The 26,890-nt window shown below is 62.0% G+C and carries 27 protein-coding genes and 1 other RNA gene; 11 read left to right on the forward strand and 17 right to left on the reverse strand.

Going from position 1 to position 26,890, the window contains the following annotated elements:
* Nucleotides 1–36: 36 nt before the first annotated feature.
* On the forward strand, nucleotides 37–1,407 hold the full coding sequence (locus QR290_RS28195; RefSeq protein WP_115079597.1) for an inorganic triphosphatase: 1,371 nt from the start codon (nucleotides 37–39) through the stop codon (nucleotides 1,405–1,407).
* A gap of 39 nt (nucleotides 1,408–1,446) precedes the next feature.
* On the opposite strand, the gene QR290_RS28200 is transcribed toward QR290_RS28195, so the two are convergent.
* Nucleotides 1,447–1,917: an Lrp/AsnC family transcriptional regulator gene (locus QR290_RS28200; RefSeq protein ID WP_007951785.1), complete on the reverse strand. Its 471-nt coding sequence runs from the start codon at nucleotides 1,915–1,917 to the stop codon at nucleotides 1,447–1,449.
* A gap of 126 nt (nucleotides 1,918–2,043) precedes the next feature.
* On the opposite strand from QR290_RS28200, the gene QR290_RS28205 reads away from it, so the two are divergent.
* The 3 genes from QR290_RS28205 to QR290_RS28215 all read left to right on the forward strand — a co-directional run bounded on the left by QR290_RS28205 (nucleotide 2,044) and on the right by QR290_RS28215 (nucleotide 4,644).
* Entirely contained in the window at nucleotides 2,044–2,382 is a 339-nt protein-coding gene (locus tag QR290_RS28205) for a hypothetical protein (protein ID WP_115079599.1), read from the forward strand.
* Nucleotides 2,383–2,472: 90 nt separating this feature from the next.
* Entirely contained in the window at nucleotides 2,473–4,257 is a 1,785-nt protein-coding gene (locus QR290_RS28210) for a GspE/PulE family protein (protein ID WP_115079600.1), read from the forward strand.
* A 69-nt stretch (nucleotides 4,258–4,326) separates the two neighbouring features.
* Nucleotides 4,327–4,644: a DUF2388 domain-containing protein gene (locus QR290_RS28215; RefSeq protein WP_007951791.1), complete on the forward strand. Its 318-nt coding sequence runs from the start codon at nucleotides 4,327–4,329 to the stop codon at nucleotides 4,642–4,644.
* A 55-nt stretch (nucleotides 4,645–4,699) separates the two neighbouring features.
* On the opposite strand, the gene gcvP is transcribed toward QR290_RS28215, so the two are convergent.
* The 10 genes from gcvP to QR290_RS28265 form a co-directional block, all read right to left on the reverse strand.
* The gene (gcvP, locus tag QR290_RS28220) at nucleotides 4,700–7,573 is read right to left on the reverse strand and encodes an aminomethyl-transferring glycine dehydrogenase (protein WP_289204032.1); all 2,874 of its coding nucleotides are present in this window, start codon (nucleotides 7,571–7,573) and stop codon (nucleotides 4,700–4,702) included.
* Nucleotides 7,574–7,707: 134 nt separating this feature from the next.
* Nucleotides 7,708–8,091, reverse strand: coding sequence for a glycine cleavage system protein GcvH (gene gcvH / locus QR290_RS28225; protein WP_289204033.1), 384 nt, complete (start codon nucleotides 8,089–8,091; stop codon nucleotides 7,708–7,710).
* Between the two features lie 49 nt (nucleotides 8,092–8,140).
* Nucleotides 8,141–9,223, reverse strand: a complete 1,083-nt coding sequence (gcvT, locus tag QR290_RS28230; protein WP_289204034.1) for a glycine cleavage system aminomethyltransferase GcvT — start codon at nucleotides 9,221–9,223, stop codon at nucleotides 8,141–8,143.
* A 157-nt stretch (nucleotides 9,224–9,380) separates the two neighbouring features.
* A complete protein-coding gene (locus QR290_RS28235) occupies nucleotides 9,381–10,997 on the reverse strand; it encodes an ABC transporter permease (protein ID WP_115079603.1) in 1,617 nt (538 codons plus the stop codon).
* A 246-nt stretch (nucleotides 10,998–11,243) separates the two neighbouring features.
* Nucleotides 11,244–12,248 carry an extracellular solute-binding protein gene (locus QR290_RS28240; protein WP_115079604.1) on the reverse strand — a complete coding sequence of 335 codons (1,005 nt, stop codon included), beginning with the start codon at nucleotides 12,246–12,248 and terminating at the stop codon, nucleotides 11,244–11,246.
* Nucleotides 12,249–12,355: 107 nt separating this feature from the next.
* The gene (locus tag QR290_RS28245) at nucleotides 12,356–13,573 is read right to left on the reverse strand and encodes a 2-octaprenyl-3-methyl-6-methoxy-1,4-benzoquinol hydroxylase (protein ID WP_289205332.1); all 1,218 of its coding nucleotides are present in this window, start codon (nucleotides 13,571–13,573) and stop codon (nucleotides 12,356–12,358) included.
* A 9-nt stretch (nucleotides 13,574–13,582) separates the two neighbouring features.
* A complete protein-coding gene (locus tag QR290_RS28250; protein WP_289204035.1) occupies nucleotides 13,583–14,068 on the reverse strand; it encodes a DUF4442 domain-containing protein in 486 nt (161 codons plus the stop codon).
* Complete coding sequence (gene ubiH / locus QR290_RS28255) at nucleotides 14,061–15,248, reverse strand: 2-octaprenyl-6-methoxyphenyl hydroxylase (RefSeq protein ID WP_289204036.1); 1,188 nt, start codon at nucleotides 15,246–15,248, stop codon at nucleotides 14,061–14,063. Before ubiH ends, QR290_RS28250 begins: the two co-directional genes overlap by 8 nt.
* Nucleotides 15,245–16,579: a Xaa-Pro aminopeptidase gene (gene pepP, locus QR290_RS28260; RefSeq protein WP_115079608.1), complete on the reverse strand. Its 1,335-nt coding sequence runs from the start codon at nucleotides 16,577–16,579 to the stop codon at nucleotides 15,245–15,247. The genes ubiH and pepP overlap by 4 nt, the downstream gene beginning before the upstream one ends.
* A 27-nt stretch (nucleotides 16,580–16,606) precedes the next feature.
* A complete protein-coding gene (locus QR290_RS28265) occupies nucleotides 16,607–17,167 on the reverse strand; it encodes a YecA family protein (protein WP_085696902.1) in 561 nt (186 codons plus the stop codon).
* Nucleotides 17,168–17,292: 125 nt separating this feature from the next.
* On the opposite strand from QR290_RS28265, the gene QR290_RS28270 reads away from it, so the two are divergent.
* From QR290_RS28270 to QR290_RS28285, 4 genes are all read left to right on the forward strand, one after another.
* A complete protein-coding gene (locus QR290_RS28270) occupies nucleotides 17,293–17,502 on the forward strand; it encodes a TIGR02449 family protein (RefSeq protein WP_007940359.1) in 210 nt (69 codons plus the stop codon).
* The gene (locus QR290_RS28275; RefSeq protein ID WP_007951811.1) at nucleotides 17,499–17,816 is read left to right on the forward strand and encodes a cell division protein ZapA; all 318 of its coding nucleotides are present in this window, start codon (nucleotides 17,499–17,501) and stop codon (nucleotides 17,814–17,816) included. Before QR290_RS28270 ends, QR290_RS28275 begins: the two co-directional genes overlap by 4 nt.
* A 30-nt stretch (nucleotides 17,817–17,846) precedes the next feature.
* Nucleotides 17,847–18,025: non-coding RNA, 6S RNA (gene ssrS, locus QR290_RS28280), on the forward strand.
* Between the two features lie 80 nt (nucleotides 18,026–18,105).
* Nucleotides 18,106–18,711, forward strand: coding sequence for a 5-formyltetrahydrofolate cyclo-ligase (locus QR290_RS28285; RefSeq protein ID WP_007951812.1), 606 nt, complete (start codon nucleotides 18,106–18,108; stop codon nucleotides 18,709–18,711).
* A 35-nt stretch (nucleotides 18,712–18,746) separates the two neighbouring features.
* Here the strand turns inward: QR290_RS28285 and QR290_RS28290 are convergent, their stop codons facing one another.
* Nucleotides 18,747–18,902, reverse strand: coding sequence for a hypothetical protein (locus tag QR290_RS28290; protein WP_007911192.1), 156 nt, complete (start codon nucleotides 18,900–18,902; stop codon nucleotides 18,747–18,749).
* Between the two features lie 197 nt (nucleotides 18,903–19,099).
* Here QR290_RS28290 and QR290_RS28295 point away from each other — a divergent pair, with 197 nt between their 5' ends.
* Nucleotides 19,100–19,552: an EVE domain-containing protein gene (locus QR290_RS28295; RefSeq protein WP_289204037.1), complete on the forward strand. Its 453-nt coding sequence runs from the start codon at nucleotides 19,100–19,102 to the stop codon at nucleotides 19,550–19,552.
* 142 nt (nucleotides 19,553–19,694) lie between these two features.
* Here the strand turns inward: QR290_RS28295 and QR290_RS28300 are convergent, their stop codons facing one another.
* Nucleotides 19,695–20,102: a flagellar basal body-associated protein FliL gene (locus QR290_RS28300; protein WP_007951814.1), complete on the reverse strand. Its 408-nt coding sequence runs from the start codon at nucleotides 20,100–20,102 to the stop codon at nucleotides 19,695–19,697.
* 150 nt (nucleotides 20,103–20,252) lie between these two features.
* Between QR290_RS28300 and QR290_RS28305 the strand changes: the two genes are divergently transcribed.
* Complete coding sequence (locus QR290_RS28305) at nucleotides 20,253–21,230, forward strand: NADPH:quinone oxidoreductase family protein (protein WP_085746752.1); 978 nt, start codon at nucleotides 20,253–20,255, stop codon at nucleotides 21,228–21,230.
* Between the two features lie 61 nt (nucleotides 21,231–21,291).
* Here QR290_RS28305 and QR290_RS28310 read toward each other — a convergent pair whose 3' ends face one another.
* On the reverse strand, nucleotides 21,292–21,906 hold the full coding sequence (locus QR290_RS28310; protein WP_289204038.1) for an energy transducer TonB: 615 nt from the start codon (nucleotides 21,904–21,906) through the stop codon (nucleotides 21,292–21,294).
* A gap of 327 nt (nucleotides 21,907–22,233) precedes the next feature.
* On the opposite strand from QR290_RS28310, the gene glpT reads away from it, so the two are divergent.
* Nucleotides 22,234–23,583 (forward strand): glycerol-3-phosphate transporter, encoded by a 1,350-nt coding sequence (gene glpT, locus QR290_RS28315; RefSeq protein ID WP_007951819.1) that lies wholly within the window; start codon nucleotides 22,234–22,236, stop codon nucleotides 23,581–23,583.
* On the opposite strand, the gene QR290_RS28320 is transcribed toward glpT, so the two are convergent.
* The 3 genes from QR290_RS28320 to ubiD all read right to left on the reverse strand — a co-directional run bounded on the left by QR290_RS28320 (nucleotide 23,559) and on the right by ubiD (nucleotide 26,859).
* Nucleotides 23,559–24,227, reverse strand: coding sequence for a gamma-glutamylcyclotransferase (locus tag QR290_RS28320; protein ID WP_085606027.1), 669 nt, complete (start codon nucleotides 24,225–24,227; stop codon nucleotides 23,559–23,561). The two genes, glpT and QR290_RS28320, sit on opposite strands and share 25 nt — an antisense overlap.
* 197 nt (nucleotides 24,228–24,424) lie before the next feature.
* On the reverse strand, nucleotides 24,425–25,393 hold the full coding sequence (locus tag QR290_RS28325; protein ID WP_115079611.1) for a CDP-6-deoxy-delta-3,4-glucoseen reductase: 969 nt from the start codon (nucleotides 25,391–25,393) through the stop codon (nucleotides 24,425–24,427).
* On the reverse strand, nucleotides 25,393–26,859 hold the full coding sequence (gene ubiD / locus QR290_RS28330) for a 4-hydroxy-3-polyprenylbenzoate decarboxylase (RefSeq protein ID WP_289204039.1): 1,467 nt from the start codon (nucleotides 26,857–26,859) through the stop codon (nucleotides 25,393–25,395). The genes QR290_RS28325 and ubiD overlap by 1 nt, the downstream gene beginning before the upstream one ends.
* Between the last annotated feature and the right edge of the window lie 31 nt (nucleotides 26,860–26,890).

Below are 26,890 nucleotides of genomic sequence, written 5' to 3' on the forward strand. Positions count from 1 at the left end.
CCCCCGGCTGCGCTCCCGATCCTGGATTTTCCGGCCATGCAGAAAGAAACCGAAATCAAACTCCGCGTCAGCCGCGAAACCCTCGCCGCCCTGCGCGAGCACCCTCTCCTGAAAAAACGCAACAAAAGTGGCTGGGAACGCCGTGAGTTGATGAATCAGTACTTCGACACGCCTGAGCGTGACCTGGCCCGGGCCAAGGTTGCCCTGCGCCTGCGCAAGGACGGCGAAGAAGTGATTCAGACCCTCAAGACCCGTGGCCAGAGCGTTGCCGGTCTGTCCGAGCGTAACGAGTACGACTGGAACCTGCCCAAAGCCAAGCTCGACGTGAAAAAACTCGACGGCGAATGCTGGCCCGAGTCCCTTGCCGAGCTGGACAAGAAAACCCTGAAGCCGATCTTCACCACCGATTTCGTCCGCGAGCGCGCCGAAATCGCCTGGGGCCGTGGCAAGACCAAAGTGGTCATCGAAGCCGCGCTGGACCTGGGCCACGTGGTAGTCGGCAAGCAGAAAGAAGAAATCTGCGAGCTGGAACTGGAACTGCGCGAAGGCGAGCCTGCCGCGCTGCTGGAACTGGCCGCCGAGCTGGCCGAAACCCTGGCCCTGATGCCGTGCGACATCAGCAAGGCCGAGCGCGGCTATCGCCTGTACGACGCCAACAGCTACTCGCTGAGCCTGCCGGCGCCGGCCATCACCGCTGAAACTCCGCTGGACGACGCCTTCGCCGCCCTGAGCTGGCACTTGCTCGGCAGCAGCCAACGTCTGGCCGAACAGTATCGCTTCAACGGCCACTGGCGCCTGCTGCAGGACTGGGTCGAAAACCTTGCGGAAATGCGCGCCCTGCTGAGCAGCCTCGGCCAGGCTGCACCGCGTCAGTCGACTCACGACCTGCGCGTTGCGCTGGATGCGCTGCTGGAAGACTGGCGTCCGCTGGTACAGGTTGGCATCGAAGACGAAGACGTGCGCAAAGCCGCGCCGGAGCAGTTCCTCGAAGAGCTGGAAGATCCGCGCTGGGGCCTGTTCTCGCTGAACGCTTCGCGCTGGTTGCTGGCCCGCACCTGGGCCGCTGACCGCAACACCCGTGGCAATCGCCAGGGTGCCGCGCAGTTGCAAAGCTGGCTGCCGCGCCTGCTGGGCGAGGAAGCCACTTCGCTGCAATTGCAGCGTTATCAGCAGCAGCCGGAAGATCTGGCCGAGCAACTGCCGCGCATCGAGCGCATCCAGGTCTGGCTGCACCACGCGCGCAACGTGCTGGAAATCCCGGAAATGGATCGTCTGTACGGCGAGCTGAACAAACTGGCGCAACTGGCCAACGAGCCGACCATCACCGACGAACTGCTCGATGCACGCAAGCATCAGGCGATTGCGGTGTACCAGAACCGCGCGTGGAAAATGCTGCTACGCATGTAATCCCCGCATGATGATCGTTCCCACCCGTGGGAACGATCATCAGCGCAGTACCGGTAAACTCGTCGTCGACTTGATCTCCGACAGCGCCACAATCGAGTTCACTTCCTGAATCCCCGGCACCAGCGACAGCTTCTCGAAGAAGAACCGTTCATACGCCTCAATGTCCGCCGCGACGATCCGCAGCAGAAAGTCCACCGCCCCCATCAGCACATAACACTCCAGCACTTCGGGAAAGCCGCGAATCGCCTCGGTGAACTCGGTGAAGTTCGAACGACCGTGGGCATTGAGTTTGATCTCGGCGAAGATCTGCGTGTTCAGGCCAATCTTCTTGCGATCGAGCAAAGTCACCTGACCACGAATGATCCCCTCCTCCTTCATCCGCTGAATCCGCCGCCAGCACGGCGATTGCGACAGCCCCACCTGTTCGGCGATCTGTGCGCTGGACAAGGACGCGTCCTCTTGCAGCAGGGCGAGAATGCGCCGGTCGTAGCTGTCCAGCTCACTGTGCATAACTAATCCTCCAAATAAATAAATACCGAATTGATCCACCCGATCAATCGCGTAATCAGCCAATCTTAGACAAGAAATGCCCGGAATCGGATGTAAAAATTCCTCCACTGATTCCGGAGACCTGCCATGCCATACCTCGAAGCCGTCAACACCCCCGCGCCCCGTGCCGATGTGTGGAATGCCTGCAACGCCCATTGCCTTGCTCAGTACCAGATCCTGGCCGAGGCCGAGCCGGATTTGCTGGTGCGGGTGCTGAACCTGTTCGCCTTGCAGTTCCTCACCCCGGAACAGGTCAATGTCCAGCGGCTGGACGATCTGCTGTCGATCGACATCGTCATGAGCGGCCTGAGCTGGCACCGCGCCCAGGTGATCGCGGAAAAACTTCGTAACCTGATCAGCGTCTGCTCGGTGAACCTGCAAAACCCCGACGCGGCGTGGGATGCGCCGGCGCAGGCGGCCGGCTGACAAGAACCGAAACGTCTTCGTCGGGTAGTGGCCCAACGGTCGGCGGGGCCACGACTATCCTTTGCGAACTGTCGTTCAAAAGGAGCCCGCATGTCCGTTCAACTCGCCACTCAGGACCGCTGGCTGGATCTCAATGAGGTACTGCGTGAACTGGTCGCCCAGGGTTTCATCTGCCAGGACTCGGCCGAGCAGGCGCTGAATGCCCGGCGTCGGCATGCCGCTCACGGCCAGAAGCACCCGCTGGAATTCATCGCCAGCCAGCAACTGGACGACCTCAGCCGTCCGGGCAAGCACCTCGACCTGGAAAGCCTGACCCTGTGGCTGGCGCAGCAGGCCGGCCAGCCGTACCTGAGGATCGATCCGCTAAAGATCAACGTCGCCGCCATCACGCCGCTGATGTCCTATGCCTTTGCCCAGCGCCACAAGATTCTCGCGGTGTCGGTCGACCGCGATGCAGTCACCGTGGCCAGCGCCCAGCCCTATGTCAGCGGCTGGGAGGCGGATCTGACTCACGTCCTGAAACTGCCGATCAAACGGGTGGTGGCCAACCCGGCAGACATCCAGCGTTTCAGCGTCGAGTTCTTCCGTCTCGCCAAATCGGTCAGCGGCGCCAGCAATGCCGATGCGCAGAGCGGCAACCTCGGCAATTTCGAGCAGCTGCTCAACCTCGGCGCCAGTGATCAGGAGCCGGACGCCAACGACGCGCACATCGTCAACATCGTCGACTGGCTGTTCCAGTACGCCTTCCAGCAACGGGCCAGCGATATCCACATCGAACCCCGGCGCGAGCAAGGCACCGTGCGTTTTCGCATCGACGGCGTGCTGCACAACGTCTATCAATTTCCGCCGCAGGTGACGATGGCCATCGTCAGTCGCCTGAAAAGCCTTGGCCGGATGAACGTCGCCGAGAAGCGCAAACCCCAGGACGGCCGGGTCAAGACCAAGACCCCGGACGGCGGCGAAGTCGAGCTACGGCTCTCGACCCTGCCCACCGCGTTCGGTGAAAAAATGGTAATGCGGATCTTCGACCCGGAGGTGCTGCTCAAGGATTTCGACCAGCTCGGTTTTTCCGCCGACGACCTGCGGCGCTGGCAGGACATGACCCGCCAGCCCAACGGCATCATCCTCGTCACCGGCCCGACTGGTTCCGGCAAGACCACCACGCTGTACACCACGCTGAAAAAACTGGCGACGCCCGAGGTCAACCTCTGCACCATCGAGGACCCGATCGAGATGGTCGAACCGGCCTTCAACCAGATGCAGGTCCAGCACAACATCGACCTGACCTTCGCTGCCGGTGTGCGCGCGCTGATGCGGCAGGACCCGGACATCATCATGATCGGCGAGATCCGCGACCTGGAAACCGCCGAAATGGCAATCCAGGCAGCGTTGACCGGGCACCTGGTGCTCTCGACCCTGCACACCAACGACGCGCCGAGTGCCATCAGCCGTCTGCTGGAACTCGGCGTGCCGCATTACCTGATCAAGGCCACCGTCCTCGGCGTCATGGCGCAACGGCTGGTGCGAACCCTGTGCCCGCACTGCAAGGCGCCACTGACTCTTGATGAAGAAGACTGGCAAACCCTGACCCGGCCGTGGCAGGCGCCGCTGCCGGGCAATGCGCAACGGGCCATCGGTTGCCTGGAGTGCCGTGACACCGGTTATCACGGGCGCGCCGGTGTCTACGAAATCATGCAACTGAGCGACAGCCTCAAAGCCTTGATCAGCCCCGACACCGATCTCACCGCGATCCGCCGACAAGCGTTCAAGGAAGGGATGCGCAGCCTGCGGTTGTCCGGCGCGCAGAAAGTCGCGGCCGGGCTGACGACGCTTGAGGAAGTGCTGCGGGTGACACCACAGAACGAGCAGAAATAGCCGCTCACGGAACCGGATCGGGGAAACGGCGATCCAACCGGTTATTCAACACCAGTGGAGTCACCCAACATGCGTCTCAAACTTGCTGTCGCCACCCTTGCCCTGCTGTCTCTGCCTGTTGGTTCGGCAATGGCCGACAGCTTTTGGCGTAACGTCATTTCGTCCGGCGCCACCACCGGCTCGACCTACCTGACCTTCAAGGATCACAAACTGATCGTTGCCGCCCAGGACGATGCCGGCAGTTTCGTCGCCAGCGATGGCGGCATCCGTGGCCCGTACCTGGAAGCCGCGATGCAGAAAGTCCGCGCCGACAACCCGGGCCTGCAGGCAACGGACATGGAACTGGCGAACGCGATCCTGGCGAAGAACGCCGTGGCGTCGGAATAACCTTCCGGACAGACAAAAGTGCCGCTCACACGAGCGGCATTTTTTTGCCCGCTGATCAGCGGTATTCGTCCACCGGCACACAGGCGCAGAACAGGTTGCGGTCACCGTAGACGTTATCGACCCGGTTCACCGCCGGCCAATATTTGTGCGCTTTGGTGTGCGCATCCGGCGTGATGCCCTGCTCGATGCTGTACGGCCGCTCCCACACGCCGGTGATATCGGCCAGAGTGTGCGGCGCCCGTTTGAGCGGGTTGTCCTCGGCCGGCCAGTTGCCATTCTGCACTTCGGTGATTTCCGCGCGGATGCTCAACATGGCGCCAATGAAGCGATCCAGTTCGGCCTTGGATTCGCTCTCGGTCGGCTCGACCATCAAGGTGCCCGGCACCGGGAACGACATGGTCGGCGCATGGAAACCGTAATCCATCAGGCGCTTGGCGACATCCTCTTCACTGATGCCGGTGGCAGCCTTCAGTGGCCGCAGATCCAGAATGCACTCATGGGCGACCCGCTCGTTGCGACCGGTGTACAGAACGGGGAACGCACCGGACAGATGCTGCGCCAGGTAATTCGCCGCCAGAATCGCCACCTCGCTGGCATCCGCCAGTTGCGGCCCCATCATCGCGATGTACATCCAGCTGATCGGCAGAATGCTTGCGCTTCCCCACGGCGCGGCGCTGACCGCACCGTTCTGCGGTTGCGGCCCGTCGATCGGAATCACCGGATGGTTGGCAACGAACGGTGCCAGATGCGCACGCACGCCAATCGGCCCCATGCCCGGCCCGCCTCCGCCGTGGGGAATGCAGAAGGTCTTGTGCAGGTTCATGTGCGATACATCGGCGCCGATGTCCGCCGGCCGCGCCAGCCCAACTTGAGCGTTGAGGTTGGCGCCGTCCATGTACACCTGGCCGCCGTGCTTGTGGATAACTTCGCAGATTTCGCTGATGCCTTCCTCGTACACGCCGTGGGTCGACGGGTAGGTCGCCATCAGGCACGACAGCTTGGCCCCGGCCTCGGACGCCTTGGCTTTCAAATCTTCCAGATCGACGTTGCCGGCATCGTCGCACTCGACGATCACCACGCGCATCCCGGCCATCTGCGCCGAGGCCGGGTTGGTGCCGTGGGCCGAAGAAGGAATCAGACAAATGTCGCGCCCACCCTGCTGGCGGCTCTCGTGGTATTTGCGGATCGCCAGCAACCCGGCGTACTCGCCCTGGGCACCGGAGTTGGGCTGCATGCAGATCGCATCGAACCCGGTGATCGCGCACAGCCAGCGCTCCAGCTCCTCGATCATCAGCGTGTAACCAACGGCCTGCTCCCGGGGCACGAACGGGTGCAGATTGGCGAATTGCGGCCAGGTGATCGGGATCATCTCGCTGGTGGCGTTGAGTTTCATGGTGCAGGAGCCCAGCGGGATCATCGACTGGTTGAGCGCCAGATCCTTGTTCTCCAGTTGCTTGAGGTAGCGCAGCATCTCGGTTTCGCTGTGGTGGGCGTTGAACACCGGATGGCGCAGGTAAGGCGTACTGCGTTGCAGCGTGTCGGGAATGCCGGAGGCCAGCGTTTCGGCGTCGAGCTCATCGACGCTCAACCCGTGATCGGCGCCCAGCAGCACATCGAACAGTCTGGCCACGGTGTTTTCATCACAGGTCTCGTCGAGGCTCAGACCGAGTTGGCCACGACCGAGAATGCGCAGGTTGATCTGCGCGGCCTGGGCACTTTCGATGATCGCGGTTTGCGCCCCGCCCACGTCCAGCGTGAGGGTGTCGAAGAAGTACTGGTTGAGGCGCTGGATGCCATGGCGTTCGAGCCCGGCGGCGAGAATGCAGGTCAACCGGTGCACCCGCTGGGCGATTCGTTTCAGCCCTTCCGGGCCGTGATAGACCGCATAGAAACTGGCAATGTTGGCCAGCAACACCTGGGCGGTGCAGATGTTCGAATTGGCCTTCTCCCGGCGAATGTGCTGCTCGCGGGTTTGCAGGGCCATGCGCAGCGCGACGTTGCCACGGGCATCTTTCGACACGCCGATGATCCGCCCGGGAATCGCCCGTTTGTATTCCTCGCGACTGGCGAAAAACGCCGCGTGCGGGCCGCCGTAACCCATCGGCACGCCAAAACGCTGGGATGATCCGAACACCACATCGGCACCCAGTTCGCCCGGCGGGGTCAGCAACAACAGACTGAGCAGATCGGCCGCCACGCAGGCCAGCGCCTGTTGCGCGTGCAGGTGATCGATCAGCGGCCGCAGGTCGCGGACTTCGCCGTGGGTGTCGGGGTATTGCAGGAGTGCGCCGAACACCTGGTGCTGCTTCAAGTTATCCACAGCGTCGACGATCAATTCGAAGCCGAAGCCTTCGGCGCGGGTCTGCACCACGGAAATGGTCTGGGGATGACAGTTTTCGTCGACGAAGAACAGATTGCTTTTCGACTTCGCCACCCGCTTGGCCAGGGCCATGGCTTCCGCGGCGGCGGTGGCTTCATCGAGCAGGGAAGCGTTGGCCAGTTCAAGGCCGGTGAGGTCGATGGTCAGCTGCTGAAAGTTGAGCAGCGCTTCGAGCCGGCCCTGGGCGATTTCCGGTTGATAAGGCGTGTAGGCGGTGTACCAGCCAGGATTTTCCAGCACGTTGCGCAGGATGACGGTCGGCGTCAGGGTGCCGTGGTAGCCCATGCCGATCAGGCTGGTCCAGACCTGATTCTGCTCGGCATAACCGCGCAGTCTGGCCAGCGCTGCCTGCTCGTCCAGCGCCGGTGGCAGGTCCAGCTCACGGTTGAGGCGAATGCCCGGCGGCACGGTCTGTTCGATCAGTTCGACCCGGCTGCCGAGGCCGAGGCTGTCGAGCATCGCCTGCTGCTCGGCGGCATCAGGGCCGAGGTGGCGGCGCAGGAAGGCATGGGGATCGCGTGACTGGCTCAGGGATGGCAACTGGGACATGACGGGCTCTCTCTTGGCTGGCGGCTCGGCGTCAATGCAACACGGTCAAACCAGCATAGCAGCCACCCCGACGGCAAAAGTCCCGGGCAGAAAAAAGCCCCGACGGGTCGGGGCTTTGGGGTCTCGCCTGCAGCTTATTCGCCGATGGCAGCCTTGTAGGCGGCAGCGTCGAGCAGCTTGTCCAGCTCGGCCTTGTCGCTTGGCTTGAGCTTGAAGATCCACGCGGCGTACGGGTCGTTGTTCAGCTCTTCCGGCGAACCGGCCAGATCTTCGTTGACGGCAATCACTTCGCCACCCACCGGGGAATAGATGTCGGAAGCAGCCTTCACCGACTCGACGACACCGGCGGCATCACCGGCGGCAAACACCTTGCCGACTTCTGCCAGCTCGACAAACACCACATCACCCAACGCTTCCTGGGCGTGATCGCTGATGCCCACGGTGACGGTGCCGTCTGCTTCCAGGCGCGCCCATTCATGACTTTCGGCAAAACGCAGTTCAGCTGGGATGGTGCTCATGCTCGGTGTCCTCAAGAAATTGTCAGCGGTCGTGCCCGCCGGAAAAGGTTTAGATCAAGGTTTTGCCGTGACGGACGAAGGTCGGTTTGACCACTCGTACCGGATACCACTTGCCACGGATTTCCACTTCGGCGCGGTCGGCAGTCGCCATCGGTACACGTGCCAGGGCAATCGACTTGCTAAGCGTAGGAGAGAAACTACCACTGGTGATCTCCCCTTCGCCAACATCAGCGATACGAACCACCTGATGGGCCCGCAAAACTCCGCGTTCCTCAAGTACCAGGCCGACCAGTTTGTGCTGCACACCAGCGGTTTTTTCCGCCTCCAGCGCGTCGCGACCGATGAACCGGCGCGTGGTCGGCTCCCAGGCGATGCTCCAGGCCATGTTCGAGGCCAGAGGCGAAACGTCCTGGTGGATGTCCTGACCGTAAAGGTTCATGCCGGCCTCAACCCGCAGCGTGTCGCGGGCGCCGAGGCCGATGGGGGAAATGCCGGCGCCCACCAGATCGTTGAAAAATCCGGGGGCCTGATCGGCCGGCAGGGCGATTTCCAGACCGTCCTCACCGGTGTAGCCGGTGCGCGCGATGAACCAGTCGCCGTCGACGTGACCTTCGAAAGGCTTGAGCATCTGGATCAGGTTGGCGCGGGACTGGGTCACCAGCTCGGCAATCTTGTGCCGGGCATGGGGGCCTTGAATGGCGAGCATCGCCAGCTCGGAGCGTTCGTGCATTTGCACATCGAAGCTGCCCAGCTGTGCCTGCATCCAGGCCAGGTCCTGATCGCGGGTGGAGGCGTTGACCACCAGACGATAACCGTCTTCGAGGCGATAGACGATCATGTCATCGACGATACCGCCGCGCTCGTTGAGCATGGTGCTGTACAACGCACGGCCGGGGCTGTGCAGGCGTTCGACGTCATTGGCCAGCAAATGCTGGAGCCAGGCCTTGGCCTGGGGGCCGCTGACATCGATCACGGTCATGTGGGAAACATCGAACACCCCGCAATCGCGGCGCACCTCGTGGTGCTCCTCGACCTGCGAGCCGTAATGCAGGGGCATGTCCCAACCGCCAAAATCGACCATCTTCGCGCCGAGGGCGAGATGCAGGTCATACAGAGGCGTACGCTGTCCCATGGGTTTCTCCTTCCGGGCGTGGCGAAGGTGCGGAGCGCTGCTGCACGGATCGGAAAGCCCTGTAAAAAAGGGCTTTCAGCCGATTTCAGCGACAGGGTCTGTCAGACGGACCGCACCGAATGCCGCGCATTGTAGCCGCATGATTCAGGACTGACGACTAAGTGTTTCTGTGCGCCGAGCGTCGGATCAAACCGATGACCGGTAACAGACCGACCAACACCAGCGTCAATGCCGGCAGCGATGCCCTCGCCCATTCGCCTTCGCTGGTCATTTCAAAGACCCGCACCGCCAGCGTGTCCCAGCCAAACGGGCGCATCAGCAGGGTCGCGGGCATTTCCTTGAGCACATCGACGAACACCAGCAACGCCGCGCTGAGCGTACCGGGCAGCAACAACGGCAGATACACTTTGAAAAACAGTCGCGGCCCACTGACACCCAGGCTACGTGCCGCTTCAGGTAAAGAGGGCCGTATACGCGCCAGACTGCTTTCCAGTGGCCCGTAAGCCACCGCCACGAACCGCACCAGATACGCCAGCAGCAACGCGGCCAGACTGCCCAGCAGCAACGGTTTGCCCGCACCGCCGAGCCAGCCGGACAGCGGAATCACCAGCTCCCGATCCAGATAACTGAACGCCAGCATGATCGACACCGCCAGCACCGAGCCCGGCAACGCATAGCCGAGATTGGCCAGACCGACTGCGGAGTTGATCGTCCGGGTCGGCGCCAGACGCCGGGCGAACGCCAGCAACATCGCCACGCTGACCGTGATCAGCGCTGCCATGCCGCCCAGATACAGGGTGTGCAGAATCAGCCCGGCGTAGCGCTCATCCAGATCGAATCGCCCGCGCTGCCAGAACCACACCACCAGTTGCAGCACCGGAATGACAAACGCGCAGGCGAACACCAGACCGCACCAGCCGCTCGCCGCCCAGGCCTTTGGCCCGCGCAAGTGATACAGCGCCTTGACCCGTGGTCTCTCGTTGCTTGCCCGATTGGCGCCACGGGCACGGCGCTCGCCGTACAGCACCAGCATCACCACCAGCAACAACAGGCTGGCCAGTTGCGCGGCGCTTGGCAGGCTGAAGAAGCCATACCAGGTCTTGTAGATCGCGGTGGTGAAGGTGTCGAAGTTGAACACCGACACCGCACCGAAATCCGCCAGGGTTTCCATCAGTGCCAGCGCCACGCCAGCACCGATGGCCGGCCGCGCCATCGGCAATGCCACACGCCAGAATGCCTGCCAGGGTGACTGGCCGAGCACTCGTGCGGCTTCCATCAATCCTTTGCCCTGCGCAAGAAACGCAGTGCGCGCCAGCAGGTAGACGTAGGGATAAAACACCAGCACCAGCACCAGAATCACGCCACCGGTGGAGCGCACTCGCGGCAGTCGCAGGCCGGTGCCGAACCATTCGCGCAGCAGGGTTTGCACGGGGCCTGCGAAATCCAGCAGGCCGACGAAGACGAACGCCAGCACGTAGGCCGGGATGGCGAACGGCAGCATCAACGCCCAGTCGAGCCAGCGTCGCCCGGGGAATTCGCAGAGGCTGGTGAGCCAGGCGAGGCTCACGCCGATCAGTGTCACGCCGACACCTACGCCGAGGACCAGCGTCAGGGTGTTGCCCAGCAGGCGTGGCATCTGGGTTTCCCACAGGTGCGACCAGATCTGGTGATCGATGGTTTGCCATGAGAGCAGGAGGACGCTGAGGGGGAGCAGCACCAACGCGGCGATGGCGAAGACGATGGGGTACCAGCGGCGTTGGGCGGGGTGGGCCACTTTTAGAACTCTGGAGGGATGTAGGTGTTCTTGATTTTTTTGTTTCAGGTCAGGATTGCTGCCCTCACCCTAGCCCTCTCCCGGAGGGAGAGGGGACTGACCGTGTTGTTCATTCGCTATACATCGACCTGAGATATCGCGTCGAACTCAGGATTCGAATTCGGCGCAAATCGGCTCCCTCTCCCCCCGGGAGAGGGCTGGGGTGAGGGCGGCGATCTTAAGCGAACACCGCAGCCGGCAACATACTCAGTTCCAACCCGCCCGATCCATCATCCGGATCGCTTCAGCCTGACGCTTGCCCGCCACTTCAACCGGCAGCGTATCCGCCACGAACTCCCCCCAGGCCGCCACTTCTTCCGAAGGCTTCACCGCCGGATTCGCCGGGAATTCCTGGTTCACATCGGCAAAGATCTTCTGCGCTTCAGGCGTGGTCATCCATTCGACCAGCGCCTTGGCCGCCTCCGGATGCGGTGCATGCTTGGTCAAACCGATGCCCGACAAGTTGACGTGCACCCCGCGATCCGCCTGGTTCGGCCAGAACAGTTTCACCGGCAGTTCCGGCTTCTGTTTGTGCAGGCGGCCATAGTAGTAAGTGTTGACGATGCCGACGTCGCACTGGCCGGCGTTGATCGCCTCCAGCACCGCGACGTCATCGGAGAACACGTCGGTGGACAGGTTGTTGACCCAGCCCTTGAGGATTTTCTCGGTCTTCTCGGCGCCGTGGACTTCGATCATGGTGGCGGTCAGCGACTGGTTGTAGACCTTCTTCGCCGTGCGCAGGCACAGGCGGCCTTCCCAGTTTTTGTCGGCCAATGCTTCGTAGGTGGTCAGTTCGCCTGGTTTCACGCGCTCGGTGGAATAGGCGATGGTTCGCGCGCGCAGGCTCAGGCCGGTCCAGGCGTGGGTGGACGAGCGATATTGCAGGGGAATGTTGGCGTCGATGGTTTTCGAGGTGAACGGCTGGAGAATGCCCATCTGCTCGGCCTGCCAGAGGTTGCCGGCATCGACGGTCAGCAGCAGGTCGGCGGTGGCGTTCTCGCCCTCGGCCTTGATCCGCTGCATCAGCGGCGCTTCCTTGTCGGTGATGAACTTGATCTTCACCCCGGTCTTGGCGGTGTAGGCATCGAACACCGGCTTGATCAGCTCATCGATACGCGAGGAGTAGACCACCACCTCGTCGGCGGCCTGGGCGGCAGTGCTGCCGATCAGGGTCAGGGCCAGTGCGGTCAGAACACGCTTGGATGCCAACATGGGAGCGGTCTCTCGGTCGGGAAAAGTGGCCCAAATGATAAGGACTCACATTTACGAGCTCAATCGAACACTTTCCCAAGGAGTTACCAGATGTTGCACGACATTCGTCAGGCCTTGGCGAGGGCCGGCAAGTCCCCGGTCAGACCCAATGCTTCGCGCACGAACAACGCTTTGGCCTCGGGCATCTGCTCGACGATTTTCAGGCCGGTGTTGCGCAGCCAGCGCAGCGGAAGCGGATCGGCCTGGAACAACCGCTCGAAACCTTCCATCGCGGCCATCAGCGCCAGATTGTGCGGCATGCGCCGGCGCTCGTAGCGACTCAGGACTCTCACGTCCGCCAAGCGTTCGCCGCGTTCGTTGGCTTGCAACAGCACTTCGGCCAGCACAGCGGCGTCCAGGAAACCAAGGTTCACGCCCTGCCCCGCCAGCGGGTGAATGGTGTGCGCGGCATCGCCGATCAACGCCAGGCCCTCGGCCACGTAGCGCTTGGCGTGACGCTGGCGCAGCGGCACGCACAGACGCGGGTCGGCACTGATGACGTCGCCGAGGCAACCTTCGAAAGCGCGCTCCAGCTCACGGCAGAAGTCCGCTTCATCCAGCGCCATCAGCCGTTCGGCTTCGCTCGGTGTGGTCGACCAGACGATCGAGCACCAGTCCTGCTGACCGTCACGCTCCAACGGCAGAAACGCCAGCGGCCCGTGATCGGTGAAACGCTGCCACGCGGTCATGCGGTGCGGTTTGCTGCTGCGCACGCTGGTGACGATGGCGTGATGCAGGTAATCCCACTCGCGAGTAGCGACACCGGTCAGACGGCGCACGGCGGAATTGGCACCATCCGCCGCGATCACCAGCGGCGCGCGCAAGGTGCGGCCATCGGCCAGGGTCAGCAGCCAGTCGTCACCGGAACGGCGCATCTGCTCCAGCCGCGCGTTGGACAGCAGGCCCATATCGCAATCATGCAGACGGTCGAGCAAGGCATCCTGAACCACGCGGTTTTCGACAATGTGGCCAAGCACATCGGCGTGTACGCTGCTGGCCGAGAAGTGAATCTGCCCGGTGCCGCTGCCGTCCCAGACGTGCATGTCGGTGTAAGGGCTGCTGCGTCGATTGACGATACCGTCCCACACGCCGAGGCGATCGAGGATCCGCTGACTGGCCGCCGACAGCGCACTGACTCGCGGCTCGAACGGCGCGTCGCCATCGAAGGGTTTGACGCTCAGCGGGCTGCCGTCGAGCAGCAGGACTTCCAGCCCGCTGCCCTGCAACGCCAGCGCCAGGGCGCTGCCGACCATTCCGGCTCCGACAATCAGCACATCCGCGCGCATTTCCATGCTTTAAGCCTGTCTCGCTGGCGGCTTGAGCCGCACGTAAAGGGTTTTACCGACCCGCGCCACCAGATTGCCGGCGCCGTCATGAATGTCGACCTGCAACTGCGGCAGGTATTTCTCGCCGCTGGCGGTCTGCCGACGGATCTCGTCGAGCAGGGTGTCGTCGATGTTGAACCGGGCGAACACCGGGCCTTTGCCCGGCGAGATGAAATCAATGTCGGCGGCCTTGTCCCAGACGATGTACTTCGAGCCGAGGTTTTCCATGAGCATCAACATGAAGAACGGATCGACCATCGAATACAGACTGCCGCCGAACTGGGTGCCGACGTAATTGCGGTTGTACCAGCCCAGTCCCATCGAGACCCGGATGTCACGAAAGTCATCGCTGATGTGCTGCACCCGGACACCGGCGCCGAAGTACGGCGGGTAGAACGTCATGACCCAGCGCATCAGCCGCGCCTTGCCAAATTGTTTGATCAGCCACTCACGCATCCGGCCGCGTCCCCAGCCCCATGGCCTGACGGGCGAACCAGCGTTTGGCCGGCGGCAGCAGATCGAGGCCGAGCAGGCCGATGTTGCGCCCCAGCGACACCAGCGGCTTAGTGCTGCCGAACAGACGCGTCACCTGATCGGAGAAACCCACGGTGAGGTCCTGATCGAGACGCTGACGCTCGCGATAGGCCTGCAGCGTGGCGAAATCCCCCAGCGGTTTGTCGCTGGCCAGCAACGCGGCGGCCAACGCATCGGCATCGCGCAAGGACAGGTTGAAACCCTGCCCGGCAATCGGATGCAGGCTGTGGGCGGCGTTGCCGAGCACGGCCAGATGCGAGCGCACCTGCTCTTCGGCTTCCACCAGCGACAGCGGGTACAGATGCCGCGCGCCAACCTGTTTCAGGGTGCCGAGGCGGTAGCCGAACACGCCTTGCAGCTCGCTGAGGAAATCACGCTCGCTCAGGTCCGCCAGCCGTTGCGCGTCCATACCCAGACGGGTCCAGACCAGCGCGCAGCGGTTTTCCGGCAGCGGCAGCAACGCCATCGGGCCTTCATCGGTGAAGCGCTCGAAGGCCATTCCGTTGTGTGCTTCGCTCGGAGTGATGTTGGCGATCAGCGCGCTCTGGTTGTACGGGCGCTTGCGCACGTTGATGCCCAGTTGCTCGCGCAGACCGGAACGGCCGCCATCGGCGAGCACCGCCAGATCGCATTCAATCGTGGTTTCATCGTTGAGGGTCAGGCGATAGCCGTCCGGCAACGGTTCCATGCGGGTGACTTCTGCCGGGCAGCGCCAGCTGATCACGTCTTTGTCGAGGTGCTGCCACAAGCACTGGCCGAGCCAGGCGTTTTCCACCACGTAACCCAGCGCCGGGACACCCTCTTCCATCGCCGACAGTCGGGCGGTGGAAAAACGTCCTCGGTCGGACACGTGAATCTGCTTGATCGGCTCGGCGCGGCGGGAGATTTCCTGCCATACGCCCAGCCGTTGATAAATCTGTCGCGAGCCAAAGGACAGCGCCGACGAACGTGCGTCGTAGCTCGGCTGCCAGCTGTCGCCGGGGGCGAACGGTTCGATCAGCACGATCTTCCAGCCACGAGCCTTGGCCCCGGCCTGCAAGGCCAACGCCAGACTGGCGCCGACCAGACCGCCGCCGATGATTGCCAGATTGACCCGACTCATGCCGCGCAGGTCCGTGCTTGCGCCATCAGGGCTTCGATCTCGGCGACGGTTTTCGGCACGCCGCCGGTCAGGATTTCACAACCGCTCTTGGTCACTACCACGTCGTCCTCGATGCGCACGCCAATGCCGCGCCATTTCTTCGCTACGTTCTGATTGTCCGGGGCGATGTAGATGCCCGGCTCCACGGTCAGCGCCATGCCGACTTCCAGCACCCGCCATTCGCCGCCGACCTTGTATTCGCCGACATCATGCACATCCATCCCCAGCCAGTGGCCGGCGCGGTGCATGTAAAACGCCTTGTAGGCCTCGGAAGAGATCAACTCGTCGACTTCGCCCTGCAACAGCCCCAGCTTCACCAGCCCGGTGGTGATGATCCGAACCGTGGCTTCGTGCGCCTGGTTCCAGTGTTTGTTCGGGGCGATTTCGGCGAATGCCGCTTCCTGCGAAGCCAGCACCAGTTCGTAGATCGCTTTCTGCTCGGCGGAAAACTTGCCGTTGACCGGCCAGGTACGGGTGATGTCGCTGGCGTAGCAGTCGATTTCGCAACCGGCGTCGATCAGGACCAGGTCACCGTCCTTGAGCAACGCGTCATTCTGCTGGTAATGCAGGATGCAGCTGTTGCGCCCGGCAGCGACGATCGAGCCGTAGGCCGGCATCTTCGCCCCGCCCTTGCGGAACTCGTAATCGAGCTCGGCTTCGAGGCTGTACTCGTACAGCCCGGCGCGGCTGGCCTGCATTGCCCGGATGTGAGCCTGGGCGGAAATCCGCGCCGCTTCGCGCATCACCTTCACTTCTGCCGCCGATTTATACAGGCGCATGTCGTGCAGCAGGTGATCCAGGGCAACGAATTCGTTCGGCGGCTGGGCGCCGAGGTGCGCCTTGGAGCGGATCACGTTGATCCAGTCCATCAGGTGGCGATCGAATTCCGGGTTGCTGCCCATGGCCGAATACACCCGGTCGCGGCCTTCGATCAGGCCCGGCAGGATGTCGTCGATGTCGGTGATGGGGAAGGCGTCGTCAGCGCCAAAGTCGCGAATCGCGCCTTCCTGGCCGGCGCGCAGGCCGTCCCAGAGTTCGCGCTCGGCATTGCGTTCACGACAGAACAGCACGTACTCGCCGTGTTCGCGACCGGGCATCAGGACGATGACCGCTTGCGGCTCGGGGAAACCGCTGAGGTACTGGAAGTCGCTGTCCTGGCGATAGACATGCTCGACGTCGCGGTTGCGAATGGCGACCGCGGCGGCAGGCAGGATCGCGATGCTGTTGGGTTCCATCTGCGCCATCAGCGCCTTGCGGCGCCGGGCGTATTCCGCTTTCGGGATATGGATCATGGGCAGATGGCTTTCCTTGGCACGCGATCAGTGCAGCGACGGCTTGGCCGCTGGCGGCACGTCGGCCTTTTTGGTTTCGGAGAACAGCAGCAGCGGCGCTACACGCAGGTACTCCATGACTTCCATATAGTCGCTTTCGCCGTCTTCGGATTCTTCCAGTGCGTCTTGCACCTGGGAGATCGCTGCCAAATCCTGCAACACTTCCGTAGCTTCGGTGCTCAGCATGCTGCTGTCGCGGCAGTTCAGGCCGAAACCGGTGAGGAAGCCCTGGCACCACTCGCCCAGCGCGGCGGCGCGCTCGGTCAGCGGTGCGTCATCGTTCGGCAGCAGCAGAACCACGGTGATATCGTCGCCGGTGAGTTCGCTCTTGACCATCTCCTGCAGACCGATCAGCGCGTTGCGGACGTTGTCCTGCGGCTCGCTTTCGAGCAGCTCGGCAGCATCGATCAGCCATTCTTCGGCATTGAAGCCGGCGCCGGCGCAACTGCGACCCAGCAACAGGCCGTGCAGTTCGGCAGGCGAAACGGAATGACCGCTGGAATTGAGCAGGGTGGCAAAGCCTTGGTACGGAGAATTCTGAATGGGCATGGGCAGCTAGGCGCCAGACGGCGCTATGTCTAGAATGAAGGCCTTGTATCCTACATCGACAGACTCGCCAAGACCATTAAAGGCTGTCCGCCAGCCAAACCCATCAGACCGAATCAGTGGACACAATGGAAGACACCGACCTGCAAGCGCTGATGGCCAGACTCGAACTGCTGATTACCCGAGTCGAGCAACTAAAGAGTCAAAATGCACTCTTACTTGCTCAGGAAAAGACCTGGCGCGAGGAACGCGCGCACCTCATTGAAAAAAACGAAATCGCCCGGCGTAAGGTCGAATCGATGATTTCGCGCCTCAAGGCCCTGGAGCAAGACTCATGAGTTCAAGCAATAGCGTTACCGTGCAGATCCTCGACAAAGAGTATTCGATCATCTGTCCCCAGGAAGAGCGCAGCAATCTGATCAGCGCCGCCCGCTACCTGGACGGCAAGATGCGCGAGATCCGCAGCAGCGGCAAAGTCATCGGCGCCGACCGCATCGCCGTGATGGCCGCGTTGAACATCACCCACGATCTCTTGCACAAAGAAGAGCGTCCGGACATCCAGGCCAGCGGCTCGACCCGTGAACAGGTGCGTGACTTGCTCGATCGTGTCGATCTGGTGCTGGCCGACGATCCGGACATCAGCAAGGGCTGATTCGCCAGGCCGCTTGAGTTATACTCGCCGCACTCCCTGGGGTGCTTGCCAGTTGACGATGTCCCTGAGCCGATTTGCACTACCCTGGGGGTTGCACGTTGGGCTGGTGTGCATGTCCGCCAGACGGAAAGCCTTAAAGCCTACTGCATCCTCCACCTTGAACTCTCGGGTTCAAGGGCTAAGTCGACAGCGGCTCATCCGGGGAGCCTGATTCGAATCCGATGCCGGTGCATGCCGGCATCGGATTTTTTATGCGTACGTTTTCGTCCCACCCTGCCGAAGCCGAACCATGACCGAACCCGCGTTGCTGCCCCGCCCCCAACTGCGCCGCCTGCTGCGCAAGGCCCGCCGCTCGCTGACGCGAAGCGAGCAACGCCAGGCCGCCGAAGGCCTGTACAAGCAACTGGCACAAGACCCGCACTTTCGCCGGGCCAAACACATTTCCCTGTACCTGCCCACCGACGGTGAAATCGACCCGCGCCTGTTGCTGCGCGCCGCCCAGCGTCGGGGCAAGAAAACCTACCTGCCGGTACTCAGTGCCTGGCCACGGACCAAAATGGTCTTCCAGCAGATCCGCCCCGGCGAAAAACTCAAACCCAACCGTTTCCGCATCCTTGAGCCTCGCGCCAATCTGGCCCGTCAGCGCAAGGTCTGGGCACTGGATCTGGTGTTGTTGCCACTGGTGGGATTCGACGATGTCGGCGGACGCCTGGGCATGGGCGGCGGATTCTACGACCGCAGCCTGGCGTATCTGGCTCGACGCCAGAACTGGCGCAAGCCGACGCTGTTGGGCCTGGCCCATGAATGTCAGAAGGTCGAACGTCTCGCGCAAGCGAGCTGGGATGTACCGTTGCAGGGAACGGTGACCGACAAGGCGTGGTATTTCGCGGGATAGACGCCGCGCGGATCAGCGGCGTCGAAAAGGCAGTATCAGCGTTTGAAGGCTGTCGACTGTTGTACTTGTTGCGCCACTTCAATCGGTGCATCGGCCTTGTTGGCCCACAGACTTTGCGCATAACCGGTGGTCACGACGCCCAGACCGAACAAAATTACCAAAGTCCACAGCAAATCCGGTTTGCGTTTCATCGATTGCCCCCCTCAAGGCACATCATCACGATGACAGCAGCGGTTTCCATTCGTAGGCCGTGCAGCAGCGTCAAGCTTTAAAGGCCGGCATTTTGCGACAACGTGAACCTCTGCGCAAATGCTGACGTCAACCGACCGTCGGTTTGTCATAAAATTGCCGGACAACCTGCCCAATGACCGCTTGAGGAGCACACACCATGGCCTACTGGCTGATGAAATCCGAGCCCGACGAGCTCTCGATCAAGGGTTTGGAAAAGCTCGGCAAAGCGCGCTGGGACGGGGTTCGCAACTACCAGGCACGCAATTTCCTGCGGGCCATGGCGGCGGGGGACGAGTTCTTTTTCTATCACTCCAGCTGCCCGGAGCCAGGCATTGCCGGGATCGGCAAAATCATCGAAGCCGCGTACCCGGATCCCACCGCACTGGAACCGGAAAGCCACTATTTCGACCCGAAAGCCACGCCGGAGAAAAATGCCTGGAGCGCGATTGATGTCGCCCACGTGGAGACTTTCAACCGGGTCTTGAAGCTGGATTATCTGAAACAGCAGAGCGCGTTGGCCGAGATGCCACTGGTACAAAAGGGTTCGCGACTGTCGGTGATGCCGGTGACGGCCGAGCAGTGGGCGGCGGTGATCGCGTTGAAACCCTGAGTCATTTGTCGCCTGACAAAATGCCTTCGCGAGCAAGCTCGCTCCCACAGGGTTCAGCGGCGATCACACAAATGTGTGGCACCACAAAACCACTGTGGGAGCGAGCTTGCTCGCGATGAGGCCCGCCCGGACAACGAATGCCTTACTGAATGATCAGGTTGTTGAACAACAGATCTTCAACCACCGGCTTGCCGGTTTCGTCATTCATCACTTGCTGGGTCTGCTTCAAGGCTTCCTGACGCAGCTTTTCCTTGCCTTCGATGCTGCCCATCGCATCAGTCGTCTGCTGAGTGAACAGCGCCACCAGCTGATTGCGGATCAGCGGTTCGTTGGCCTTGACCAGTTTGGTCGCCTCTTCACCGGTCACCCGCAGTGCCACATCGGCCTTGTAGACCTTGAGCTTCGGAGTGCCATCGAGCCCGTAGTTGCCCACGAACGGCGGACTCAGGGTGATGTAGTTGACCTTCGGCGCCTCGCCTTCTTTGGCTTCTTCGGCCAGCGCTGCCACAGGCAGAGACAGGGCCAGCAACAACATGATCCACGCTTTCACAATTCGCTCCTTATCCGGTTTGCGGCCTAGCATAACGACCCGCCGCGCAAGCACAAGCTTATGGCGGACTATCAGGGCCGGGCATGCTCGTTGACCCGTTGACTGCCACACCTACACTTATCGGCCATCACTCCCAAAGGAATAGCCCTGATGAAAGCCGTGCTGTGCAAAGCCTTCGGCCCTGCCGAATCGCTGGTGCTGGAAGACGTCGCCAGTCCTGTCGCGAAGAAGAACGAAATCCTGCTGGACGTGCACGCCGCCGGGGTCAACTTCCCGGACACGCTGATCATCGAGGGCAAGTACCAGTTCAAGCCGCCCTTCCCGTTTTCCCCCGGTGGCGAAGCCTCCGGCGTGGTCAGCGCGGTGGGTGAAAAGGTCAGTCACCTGAAGGTCGGCGACCGGGTCATGGCCCTGACCGGCTGGGGCAGCTTCGCCGAACAGGTCGCGGTGCCAGGCTATAACGTGCTGCCGATCCCGCCGTCGATGGATTTCAACACCGCCGCCGCCTTCAGCATGACCTACGGCACGTCGATGCACGCCCTTAAACAGCGCGGCAACCTGCAACCGGGTGAAACCCTGCTGGTTCTCGGCGCCTCCGGCGGCGTTGGCCTGGCCGCCGTGGAAATCGGCAAAGCCATGGGCGCCCGGGTGATCGCCGCCGCCAGCAGCGCGGAAAAACTCGCCGTGGCCAAGGCTGCCGGTGCCGACGAACTGATCAACTACAGCGAAACCAGCCTCAAGGACGAGATCAAGCGCCTGACCGACGGCCAGGGCGCCGACGTGATCTACGACCCGGTCGGCGGCGACCTGTTCGACCAGGCCATCCGCGCCATCGCCTGGAACGGCCGCCTGCTGGTGGTCGGTTTCGCCAGCGGCCGCATTCCCGAACTGCCGGTCAACCTCGCCCTGCTCAAGGGCGCGGCGGTACTCGGCGTGTTCTGGGGTTCCTTCGCCCAGCGCCAGCCGCAGGACAACGCGGCGAACTTCCAGCAACTGTTCGGTTGGTTTGCCGAAGGCAAGCTGAAACCGCTGGTGTCGCAGGTCTATCCGCTGGGCAATGCCGCGCAGGCGATCAATGATCTCGGGCAGCGCAAGGCTGTCGGGAAAGTTGTGGTGCAAGTGCGCTGAGCCGATCGAGCGATCCGGAATTGAAGGCACCTTCCGGATCGCCCTTCAGAACATTCCAGCCCTACATCAGACTGCGAATGTCCTCCGGCAACAGGCTCATGTAAGTCCGAACCGGACTGTCCCGGCATCCCCTGACAATCGTCGGAATCCGCTTGTTCAGCCTGGCGATCTTCGCCAGGCGTTGTTCGTCCGGCAGTTGCGCTTTGTGGAAGACATTGGAAAGGTAGGCCCTGGTGTGAACGAACACCTTGGTATCGATCCACGACTGTTCCGCAATGTTGCCGAGGTATTCGTTCAAGGTGCGGCACTTCAAGGCTTTCAGTTGTCGGTTGATGTGAATGGGTTGATCCATATCCAGCCTGAATACCATCGGTGCGAAGACCCGCGTCTGTGCCGGTCTGTCGCCCTCGACGGCCCACGGTTTGAAACGCCATTGCTCGACGGCGACCCTGACCGCTTCGATCAGCTCCGGATGGCTGTTTGCCGCAAAGCTGATCCGGTCGACTGAACCGTCGGCATGGACGGTGAACTCGGCGCCCACTTCACCGACCACTCCAGCCCTGAAAAGCCCCCGCGGATAGACCGGCCTCGGGTTGTTTTCCGGAATCAGCAGCACCTCTGACGCCCACGCACCTCCCGATACCATCAGCAAAATCAGCAACACACACCACCGCATGAGCCCTCCCCCCTTCACCGCACGAGTGCCCGATTGGCACCCCCAAAAGGGTAGAGCCCGAAGGCCCGAAACAGAACGCCGTGCCTTCTGCGTTGTTCGCAGGACATTTCCCAAATCTGCGCCTTACAAAACCCTGAAACCCGGCAGGAAGCCGCGGAAGTAACCTTTCCCACAACGCCGCGCACTTATATCTGAGCGACATGTTCATAAAGGAACGCGCGACTTCCAACATTTCCGCTGTTTTGCCGATGGGAAGCGGTGCTATTTTCGGTAACGAAACTGTAACATTCGCATCCGCAGTCAAAACAAGAAATCTGGAGCTCTTGAATGTTTGCTTTCTTTCGTCCTGCCGCACATCAGGCTCCATTGCCTGAAGAAAAAATCGACAGCACCTACCGACGCCTGCGTTGGCAGATCTTCGCCGGCATCTTCTTTGGCTATGCGGGTTACTACCTGCTGCGCAAGAACTTCTCGCTGGCCATGCCGTACCTGATCGACGAAGGCTACAGCCGTGGCGATCTGGGTCTGGCGATGTCGGCCATCGCCATCGCCTACGGTCTGTCCAAGTTCCTCATGGGCCTGGTGTCCGACCGCTCCAACCCGCGTTACTTCCTGCCGTTCGGCCTGCTGGTATCGGCCGGGGTGATGTTCATTTTCGGTTTCGCGCCTTGGGCAACCTCCAGCGTGACCATGATGTTCATCCTGCTGTTCATCAACGGCTGGGCCCAGGGCATGGGCTGGCCGCCGAGCGGACGCACGATGGTGCACTGGTGGTCGCAGAAGGAACGTGGCGGCGTGGTGTCGGTGTGGAACGTGGCGCATAACGTCGGCGGCGGCCTGATCGGCCCGCTGTTTCTGATCGGCATGGGCCTGTTCAACGATTGGCACGCCGCGTTCTACGTCCCGGCCGCCGTCGCCCTGGCGGTAGCGGTGTTCGCTTTCGTGACCATGCGCGACACCCCACAGTCGGTCGGCCTGCCGCCGATCGAGAAGTACAAGAACGACTACCCGGAAGGCTACGACGCCAGCCACGAAGACGAATTCAGCGCCAAGGAAATTTTCGTCAAATACGTGCTGCGCAACAAAATGCTCTGGTACATCGCCATGGCCAACGTCTTCGTCTACCTGCTGCGCTACGGCGTGCTGGACTGGGCGCCGACCTACCTGAAGGAAGCCAAGGGTTTCACCGTGGATAAAACCTCGTGGGCCTATTTCTTCTACGAGTGGGCGGGGATTCCGGGCACGCTGCTCTGCGGCTGGATGTCGGACAAGATCTTCCGCGGCAACCGTGGCCTGACCGGCATGGTGTTCATGGCACTGGTGACCGTCGCGACCCTGGTGTACTGGCTGAACCCGGCCGGCAACCCGACCGTCGACATGATCGCGCTGTTCTCGATCGGCTTCCTGATCTACGGCCCGGTGATGCTGATCGGCCTGCAGGCGCTGGAACTGGCGCCGAAGAAAGCCGCCGGCACTGCCGCAGGCTTCACCGGTCTGTTCGGGTATCTGGGTGGTTCGGTCGCGGCCAGTGCAGCGATGGGCTACACCGTGGACCACTTCGGCTGGGATGGCGGTTTCGTGCTGCTGGTGGGCGCTTGCCTGCTGTCGATGGCCTTCCTGGCCCCGACCCTGTGGCACAAGCAAGTCGCCAGTCAGAGCCGCGAAGCAGTCGCCTGATCGGCTTTTGACTTACAGCGCTTGAGCCGCGCCTCCAGATTCCGGTCTGGCATGGCGTGGCTGCGCAGGGCGTGGGCGGTCTGCTCGACATAATCGCGAGTCGTGCCGTAACGCCCGCAAGCGCTTTCGAACACCTGGCTCAGCACATGATCTGGCAAGTTGCCGGCATAGCTGGGCAGGTGTCGCTCCAATACGAATCCCAACGCCTGTACCTGACTGCCATCTTCGAGTCGGCAGTTGAGCCAGTGTGGCCGATAGGACGGGAACGGCATCTCGCGTTTCCACAATGCATACAGCGCGCTGTCCAGATTGTCTTCCGGCAACCGGTAGGCGAAGCCGCTGCAAGAACCGCCGCGATCCAGACCAAAGACCAGACCCGGCATTTCCGGCGTGCCGCGATGCTCGTGAGACCACAGGTACAAGCCTCGATGGTAACCATGCACTCGCCCGCGCATCCGTTCGACGGCGGAGCATTCCGGCCGCCAGATCAGCGAACCGTAGGCGAACAGCCACACCGGCCCGCCCTTGTGGCGCGCCATGGTCGATTGCATGGAAGCGAGAAGTTGTTCGTGCGTCAGCTGCGGCCCGAGATCGAGCCGCGGAGGGTAAGCCAGGTTCAGAAAAGCGTTTTCAATGGCGCTCATGGCGAATAGCGTTCAGCTCCCCGCGGGTGAAGAATTACTTAATAGAACGCACCGCTGTAACAATAAGGCACATATGTTTTAAGGCAATTTGAGTGCCATGGCACAGTTCTTAATTGATTGCCTGATTGATATATAACCTACCGGCATTTATGCAATTACATAAATACCGATCGGCTATATGGAGAGTTATAACGAACTTACGAGCGGGGCGCGTAAGCGAACACATCCGCACGCATCTGATGGGCATCCATCCCTGCTTCGACCAACGCATCCAGCGTGCCGTAGACCATGGCCGGCGAGCCGCTGGCGTAGACGTGCAGCGGTTTCAGATCGGGGAAATCCTCGCAAACCGCTTCATGCAACATGCCGCAGCGCCCTTCCCAACCGCACTGATCACTGACGACCTTGTGCAGGAACAGATTGGGCAACTTCAGCCATTCGTCCCAATGTTCGATTTCGTAGAAATCTTCCGGACGACGCACGCCCCAGTACAAATGCACCGGATGCTTGAAGCCATTGGCCCGGCAATGTTCGATCAGGCTGTGGATCTGGCCCATGCCGGTGCCAGCGGCGATCAGCACCAGCGGCCCGTCCGGCAGTTCCGCCAGGTGGGTATCGCCGAACGGCAGTTCGACCCGCACCATCGGGTTGCGCCTGAGCTGATCGATCAGGCTCAGCGCACTGGATTCGCGCGCCAGCACATGGATTTCCAGATCGCGCCCGCCGTGGGGCGCCGAGGCCATGGAGAACGCCGATTTCTCGCCGTTCTCACGCTCGATCATCAGGTACTGGCCAGCGTGGTAGCGCGGCGGCTTGCCGGCCGGTGCCCGCAGGCGCACACGAAAGGTATCGCCACCGACGTCCCGGCATTCGATGACCTGACACGACACGCTGCGCACGGGCAGTTCTCCCAGCGCGAGCACGCCATCCCACAGCACGATGCAGTCTTCCAGCGGCTCCGCTATGCAAGTGTAGAACTCGCCGTGGTCGTGCACCTTGCCGGCCTGTTCGACCCGGCCTTCCACCAGCAGCGCCGCACACACATGGCAATTGCCGTTGCGGCAGCTTTGCGGGCATTCGTAGCCCAGGCGCCGCGCACCATCGAGAATCCGCTCTCCGGGCTGTATCTCGAGCACCGCTCCGGAGGGCTGCAGGGTTACACGCATCAATCTATTCCTAACTGATTCCAGATGGCATCGATCCGTTGGGTGACGGCGTCATCCTTGACGATGACGCGGCCCCACTCGCGAGTGGTTTCGCCCGGCCACTTGTGGGTGGCGTCCAGGCCCATCTTCGAGCCGAGTCCCGACACCGGCGAGGCGAAGTCGAGGTAGTCGATCGGCGTGTTGTCGATCATCACCGTGTCGCGCTTGGGGTCCATGCGCGTGGTGATGGCCCAGATCACGTCGTTCCAGTCCCGCGCGTCGATGTCGTCGTCGGTGACGATAACGAACTTGGTGTACATGAACTGTCGCAAAAACGACCAGACACCCAGCATCACGCGCTTGGCATGGCCCGGATACGACTTCTTCATCGTCACCACGGCCATGCGGTACGAGCAGCCTTCCGGCGGCAGGTAGAAATCGGTGATTTCAGGGAACTGCTTTTGCAGGATCGGGACGAACACTTCGTTCAGCGCCACGCCGAGAATCGCCGGCTCATCCGGCGGACGGCCGGTATAGGTGCTGTGGTAGATCGGCTTGATCCGGTGGGTGATGCGTTCGACGGTGAACACCGGAAAGCTGTCGACTTCGTTGTAATAACCAGTGTGGTCGCCGTACGGGCCTTCATCGGCCATCTCGCCCGGATGGATCACGCCTTCAAGAATGATTTCGGCAGTGGCCGGCACTTGCAGGTCGTTGCCGCGGCACTTCACCAGTTCCGTGCGGCTGTCGCGCAGCAGACCGGCGAAAGCGTATTCGGAAAGGCTGTCCGGCACCGGGGTGACCGCGCCGAGAATGGTCGCAGGATCCGCGCCCAGGGCCACGGACACCGGGAACGGCTGACCCGGATGCTTTTCGCACCACTCACGGAAATCCAGCGCGCCACCACGATGGCTGAGCCAGCGCATGATGACCTTGTTGCGGCCGATCACTTGCTGGCGGTAGATGCCGAGGTTCTGCCGGTCCTTGTTCGGGCCTTTGGTGACAGTCAGCCCCCAGGTGATCAGCGGCGCCACGTCGCCCGGCCAGCAGGTCTGCACCGGCAGCATCGCCAGATCGACATCATCGCCTTCGATGACCACTTCCTGGCACGGCGCGTCTTTGACGACTTTCGGCGCCATCGCGATGATTTTGCGGAAGATCGGCAGCTTCGACCACGCGTCTTTCAAGCCCTTCGGTGGCTCAGGTTCCTTGAGGAATGCCAGCAGCTTACCGATTTCGCGCAGTTCGCTGACCGACTCGGCGCCCATGCCCATGGCGACCCGCTCGGGAGTGCCGAACAGGTTGCCGAGCACCGGGATGTCGTAACCGGTCGGCTTCTCGAACAGCAGCGCCGGGCCCTTGGCCCGCAGCGTGCGGTCGCACACCTCGGTCATTTCCAGCACCGGCGAGACGGGAATCTGGATGCGTTTCAACTCTCCGCGCTGCTCAAGCTGCTGCACGAAATCCCGAAGATCCTTGAATTTCATTGACGATGGCACCCTCAAAATAGGCGTACAT

The sequence above is a fragment of the Pseudomonas fluorescens genome, assembly GCF_030344995.1.
Lineage (GTDB): Bacteria > Pseudomonadota > Gammaproteobacteria > Pseudomonadales > Pseudomonadaceae > Aquipseudomonas > Aquipseudomonas fluorescens_BF.

Excerpts from the sequence above, each read along its gene's own strand:
- QR290_RS28305 (WP_085746752.1), top strand. The coding sequence starts at position 20,253 with ATGAAAGCCGTGCTGTGCAAAGCCTTCGGCCCTGCCGAATCGCTGGTG.
- QR290_RS28200 (WP_007951785.1), bottom strand. The coding sequence starts at position 1,917 with ATGCACAGTGAGCTGGACAGCTACGACCGGCGCATTCTCGCCCTGCTG.
- QR290_RS28285 (WP_007951812.1), top strand. The coding sequence starts at position 18,106 with ATGACCGAACCCGCGTTGCTGCCCCGCCCCCAACTGCGCCGCCTGCTG.
- QR290_RS28210 (WP_115079600.1), top strand. The coding sequence starts at position 2,473 with ATGTCCGTTCAACTCGCCACTCAGGACCGCTGGCTGGATCTCAATGAG.
- ubiD (WP_289204039.1), bottom strand. The coding sequence starts at position 26,859 with ATGAAATTCAAGGATCTTCGGGATTTCGTGCAGCAGCTTGAGCAGCGC.
- gcvT (WP_289204034.1), bottom strand. The coding sequence starts at position 9,223 with ATGGGACAGCGTACGCCTCTGTATGACCTGCATCTCGCCCTCGGCGCG.
- ubiH (WP_289204036.1), bottom strand. The coding sequence starts at position 15,248 with ATGAGTCGGGTCAATCTGGCAATCATCGGCGGCGGTCTGGTCGGCGCC.
- QR290_RS28325 (WP_115079611.1), bottom strand. The coding sequence starts at position 25,393 with ATGCGTGTAACCCTGCAGCCCTCCGGAGCGGTGCTCGAGATACAGCCC.
- QR290_RS28265 (WP_085696902.1), bottom strand. The coding sequence starts at position 17,167 with ATGCCCATTCAGAATTCTCCGTACCAAGGCTTTGCCACCCTGCTCAAT.
- QR290_RS28275 (WP_007951811.1), top strand. The coding sequence starts at position 17,499 with ATGAGTTCAAGCAATAGCGTTACCGTGCAGATCCTCGACAAAGAGTAT.
- QR290_RS28290 (WP_007911192.1), bottom strand. The coding sequence starts at position 18,902 with ATGAAACGCAAACCGGATTTGCTGTGGACTTTGGTAATTTTGTTCGGT.
- QR290_RS28195 (WP_115079597.1), top strand. The coding sequence starts at position 37 with ATGCAGAAAGAAACCGAAATCAAACTCCGCGTCAGCCGCGAAACCCTC.
- glpT (WP_007951819.1), top strand. The coding sequence starts at position 22,234 with ATGTTTGCTTTCTTTCGTCCTGCCGCACATCAGGCTCCATTGCCTGAA.
- QR290_RS28205 (WP_115079599.1), top strand. The coding sequence starts at position 2,044 with ATGCCATACCTCGAAGCCGTCAACACCCCCGCGCCCCGTGCCGATGTG.
- QR290_RS28215 (WP_007951791.1), top strand. The coding sequence starts at position 4,327 with ATGCGTCTCAAACTTGCTGTCGCCACCCTTGCCCTGCTGTCTCTGCCT.
- QR290_RS28245 (WP_289205332.1), bottom strand. The coding sequence starts at position 13,573 with ATGCGCGCGGATGTGCTGATTGTCGGAGCCGGAATGGTCGGCAGCGCC.
- QR290_RS28310 (WP_289204038.1), bottom strand. The coding sequence starts at position 21,906 with ATGCGGTGGTGTGTGTTGCTGATTTTGCTGATGGTATCGGGAGGTGCG.
- QR290_RS28295 (WP_289204037.1), top strand. The coding sequence starts at position 19,100 with ATGGCCTACTGGCTGATGAAATCCGAGCCCGACGAGCTCTCGATCAAG.
- QR290_RS28270 (WP_007940359.1), top strand. The coding sequence starts at position 17,293 with ATGGAAGACACCGACCTGCAAGCGCTGATGGCCAGACTCGAACTGCTG.
- QR290_RS28240 (WP_115079604.1), bottom strand. The coding sequence starts at position 12,248 with ATGTTGGCATCCAAGCGTGTTCTGACCGCACTGGCCCTGACCCTGATC.
- QR290_RS28320 (WP_085606027.1), bottom strand. The coding sequence starts at position 24,227 with ATGAGCGCCATTGAAAACGCTTTTCTGAACCTGGCTTACCCTCCGCGG.
- QR290_RS28250 (WP_289204035.1), bottom strand. The coding sequence starts at position 14,068 with ATGCGTGAGTGGCTGATCAAACAATTTGGCAAGGCGCGGCTGATGCGC.
- gcvP (WP_289204032.1), bottom strand. The coding sequence starts at position 7,573 with ATGTCCCAGTTGCCATCCCTGAGCCAGTCACGCGATCCCCATGCCTTC.
- gcvH (WP_289204033.1), bottom strand. The coding sequence starts at position 8,091 with ATGAGCACCATCCCAGCTGAACTGCGTTTTGCCGAAAGTCATGAATGG.
- pepP (WP_115079608.1), bottom strand. The coding sequence starts at position 16,579 with ATGATCCATATCCCGAAAGCGGAATACGCCCGGCGCCGCAAGGCGCTG.